Origin of the sequence: Microbacterium sp. K35 (assembly GCF_004794375.1) — a bacterium.
GTDB classification, from domain to species: domain Bacteria; phylum Actinomycetota; class Actinomycetes; order Actinomycetales; family Microbacteriaceae; genus Microbacterium; species Microbacterium sufflavum.
In genome coordinates, this window is the sequence record NZ_SSDM01000323.1 from 1 (window position 1) to 3,509 (window position 3,509).

General features: G+C 73.4%; 5 protein-coding genes. 2 read left to right on the top strand and 3 right to left on the bottom strand.

Annotated features, from left to right (window positions below; translation table 11 throughout):
* Both DW299_RS12740 and sigJ read right to left on the bottom strand, forming a co-directional pair.
* The coding region (locus tag DW299_RS12740) for a M20/M25/M40 family metallo-hydrolase (protein ID WP_136036804.1) at positions 1–700 on the bottom strand (700 nt) is incomplete at its 3' end.
* A 1-nt stretch (position 701) separates the two neighbouring features.
* Positions 702–1,598 carry an RNA polymerase sigma factor SigJ gene (gene sigJ / locus DW299_RS12745; RefSeq protein ID WP_136036805.1) on the bottom strand — a complete coding sequence of 299 codons (897 nt, stop codon included), beginning with the start codon at positions 1,596–1,598 and terminating at the stop codon, positions 702–704.
* A 124-nt stretch (positions 1,599–1,722) separates the two neighbouring features.
* Here sigJ and DW299_RS12750 point away from each other — a divergent pair, with 124 nt between their 5' ends.
* Together DW299_RS12750 and DW299_RS12755 are read left to right on the top strand one after the other, a co-directional pair.
* Positions 1,723–2,472 (top strand): SDR family oxidoreductase, encoded by a 750-nt coding sequence (locus tag DW299_RS12750; RefSeq protein ID WP_136036806.1) that lies wholly within the window; start codon positions 1,723–1,725, stop codon positions 2,470–2,472.
* Positions 2,473–2,607: 135 nt separating this feature from the next.
* Positions 2,608–3,018, top strand: coding sequence for a VOC family protein (locus DW299_RS12755; RefSeq protein WP_136036807.1), 411 nt, complete (start codon positions 2,608–2,610; stop codon positions 3,016–3,018).
* A gap of 12 nt (positions 3,019–3,030) precedes the next feature.
* Here DW299_RS12755 and DW299_RS12760 read toward each other — a convergent pair.
* Positions 3,031–3,509 (bottom strand): PucR family transcriptional regulator (locus DW299_RS12760; protein WP_168443139.1); only part of this gene is annotated, 479 nt, incomplete at its 5' end.

The window sequence follows — 3,509 nt, forward strand, 5'->3', positions numbered from 1 at the left end:
GGGCCACGCGGCGCACGGCCGTGAGTGCGGGCGGGGCGGAGGCGTGCCCGCCGTCGCCGCGCGCCGAGAGCCGCAGCGTCATCACGCCCTTCTCGCCGACACCGATCATCGCGGCACGCCCGGGGACGAAGGGCAGCGGTGCGTCGACGACCGCCCCGCCCTCGTCGACCACGAGCCACGGCACGATGCCGCGGTCGCGCAGCACCCGCGCGATCTCCTCGGCCGCCCTCCCGTAGGTCTCCTCGTTCCCGCCGAACGACAGGTACACGTCGCGCGGCGGACGGAAGCCGTCGGTCAGCAGGTTCTCGACGGCCTCGAGCACCACGATCAGCGGCCCCTTGTCGTCGAGCGCCCCGCGGCCGTGCACCGAGCCGTCGGCGATCACCCCCGCGAACGGCGGGTGGGTCCAGGCGTCGCTCTCGTCGACCGGGACCACGTCGTAGTGCGCCATCAACACGACGGGTCCGCCCGTCACCGCTCCCGTGCCCGCCCAGTGGAACAGCAGCCCCAGGTCGGTGTGCCGCTCGAGGGTCAGCTCCGCGTGCGTGCGCGGGTACAGCTCGGCGAGCAGCGCCGCGAACTCCTCGAACGGCGCGAGGCCGCGTTCGTCCAGCTCCGCGGAGACGGTGGGGAGGCGGATCATGCGGGCGAGGCGCTCGGCGATACCGGGACGCACGGTGGGGGTCGTCACCCTCGTCATGCTAGCGACCGCGAGGATCCCGCCACTGCGTGAGCTTGTCGGGGTTGCGCACCGCGAAGACCTCGGCGATCCGGTCGCCGCGCACGACGAACGAGAACACCGCGTCCGCATCCCCATCGAGCGTCGCGAGCAGTGCGAGCCCGTCCGGCGCAGGCACGAGGGCGATCTCGGCCTCGGGGTTGCGGCGCGCGATGCCGAGCACGAACCGGGCCACGTGGTCGGCCCCCACCACGGGTCGCAGTGCCGCGGTCTTCTTGCCTCCGGCGTCGGAGCGGAGCACCACGTCGGGGTCGAGCAGCCTCACGAGCCGGTCGAACTCACCCGTGGCCGCCGCGCCGAGGAACGCCCGCACCACCGCGTCGTGCTGAGCTCGGTCGGCGACTCCGGATCGCCCTGCCCGCACGCGTCGGCGCCCCTGCGAGGCGAGCTGCCGGACCGCGGCGGGGGTGCGTCCGACCGTCTCGGCGATCTCGGCGAACGGCACGCCGAAGACGTCGTGCAGCACGAAGGCCACACGCTCGGCGGGCGTGAGCGACTCCAGCACCACGAGCAGCGCCAGGCCGACGGATTCGTCCAGGGTGACGCGGTCGAGCGGGTCGGGGTGCGGCGGCCCGGCGAACGCGGAACCGTGCGGCACCGGCTCGGGCAGCCACGGACCGACGTAGGTCTCGCGACGGGCACGCGCCGATCCGAGCACGTCGAGACAGACGCGCCCGGCGACCCTCGTCAGCCACGCGGCCGGGTTGACGATCGCCGCCCGCTCCGCGGGCGACATCCGGTACCAGCGCGCGTAGGTCTCCTGCACGGCGTCCTCCGCGTCGGCGACCGTGCCGAGCAGGCGGTACGCGAGGGCCAGCAGGGGTCGCCGCTCGGATTCAGGGGCTTCGAGGTCGTCCATCGTCTCCTATCCTGGCCCTGCGCGACGCACGCGGGCACGGCGGATGTCGCCGATCGCCTCACATTCGGGCGGGCTGCATCGTCGGAGAGGCAGGACCATTCCCGAGACGAAGGAGAACGCACGCATGAGAATCGCTGTCGCCGGTGGCACCGGCGTCGTGGGCAGGCACACCGTGGACGCGGTCCGGGAGGCGGGGCATGACGCGGTGGTGCTCAGCCGCTCGACCGGCGTCGATCTGGTGAGCGGGAGAGGGCTGTCCGAGGCGCTGCGCGGAGCGGACGCGGTGATCGACGTCGCGAGCATCGAGACGCTGAAGGCGAGCGCGGCGATCGAGTTCTTCACCGCGGCGACCGGCAACCTGCTGTCGGCCGCCGCCGACGCGGGCGTGCGACACGCGGTGCTCCTCTCGATCGTCGGCATCGACCGCATCCCCTACGACTACTACGCGGGCAAGGTCGCGCAGGAGAAGATCGTGGAGGCGTCGCCCGTGCCGTGGACGATCCAGCGCGCCACCCAGTTCCACGAGTTCGCCGCGCAGATGTTCGCCCGCGCGACGCTCGGCCCGCTCCACATGGCACCCCGGGCCCGCACGCAGCCGGTGGCCGCCCGCGAGGTCGGCGAGCGTCTCGCAGCTCTCGCCGTCGGGGACCCGCGGGGTCGCGTGGCGGACTTCGCCGGGCCGCGAGAGGAACAGCTGGCCGACATGATCCGGGCATTCGCGCGACACCAGGGCTACCGCGGCTGGGTTCCGGCGCTGAGCGTGCCCGGCCCGCAGATGACGGGGATGCGGGAGGGCAAGGCGCTTCCGGGACCCGACGCCGACCTCGGCCGGCAGACGTTCGCGGAGTGGCTCGCGGAGACCGCGCACCCCTGACCCTCCCTCCGGCACCGCACCTCCGGGACGGGGTGTCGGCGCGGTCGTGCCCCTGCTCTTGCGACGGCGCGCGACGGAGCGGAGACTGAGGCGCGGCGGGGATCCTCAGCAGTCCGAACACGACCAGGAGCAGTCATGCCCAACCTCAACCCGTACCTGTCGTTCCGCACCGAGGCCCGGGAGGCGATGGAGTTCTACCGGAGCGTCCTCGGCGGTGAGCTCGACATCAGCGTCTTCGGCGAGTTCCCCGACATGGTGCAGAGCCCGGAGCAGCAGGACCTCGTGATGCACGCGCAGCTCACCACCCCGGACGGGCTCGTGCTGATGGCCTCGGACACCCCCGACGGCATGACCTACGAGAAGCCGCAGGGCATCTCCGTGTCGCTGAGCGGCAACACCCAGGAGGTCACGCAGCGCGTGTGGGAGGCGCTCTCCGAGGGCGCGACCATCACGATGCCGCTGGATGTGCCGCCGTGGGGCGGGACGTTCGGCATGCTCGTCGACCGGTTCGGCATCGCCTGGATGCTGCACGGCGACCCGGAGTAGGCAGCGGCGGGGTCAGCGCGGCAGCACGGCCCGGCACGCCAGGTGCAGCGCGAGCCGGGCCTCCGGATCGCTCATGTCGATCCCGAGCAGCTCCTGCACCCGGCGGATGCGCACCATGACGGTGTTGCGGTGCAGGCCGAGGGCGGCCGCGGTCGCGGCGATCCCCGACTCGTGGTCCAGGTAGGCCGACAGCGTCGTGAGCAGCTCGCCGCCCCCGTCCGCGAGCGGCGCCAGGAGCGACTGCGCCGCCGGCACGAACGTGTCGTTCCCGGTCCAGGCGAGCAGCAGCTGCTCCAGACCGAGACTGTCCACCCGCACGAACCAGCCCGTGGCGGAGCGGTCGGCCGCGATGCGTGCCGCGTCGCCCGCCTCGTCGAGCGTGGCGGCCAGCCCCTCCGGGCCGCTCTGCAGCGAGCCGACACCGGTCGCCACCGCGAAGTCGCGCAGCGCGCCGAGGTGCACGTCGCGCAGCGCCCCGACCGCGCGCTCCA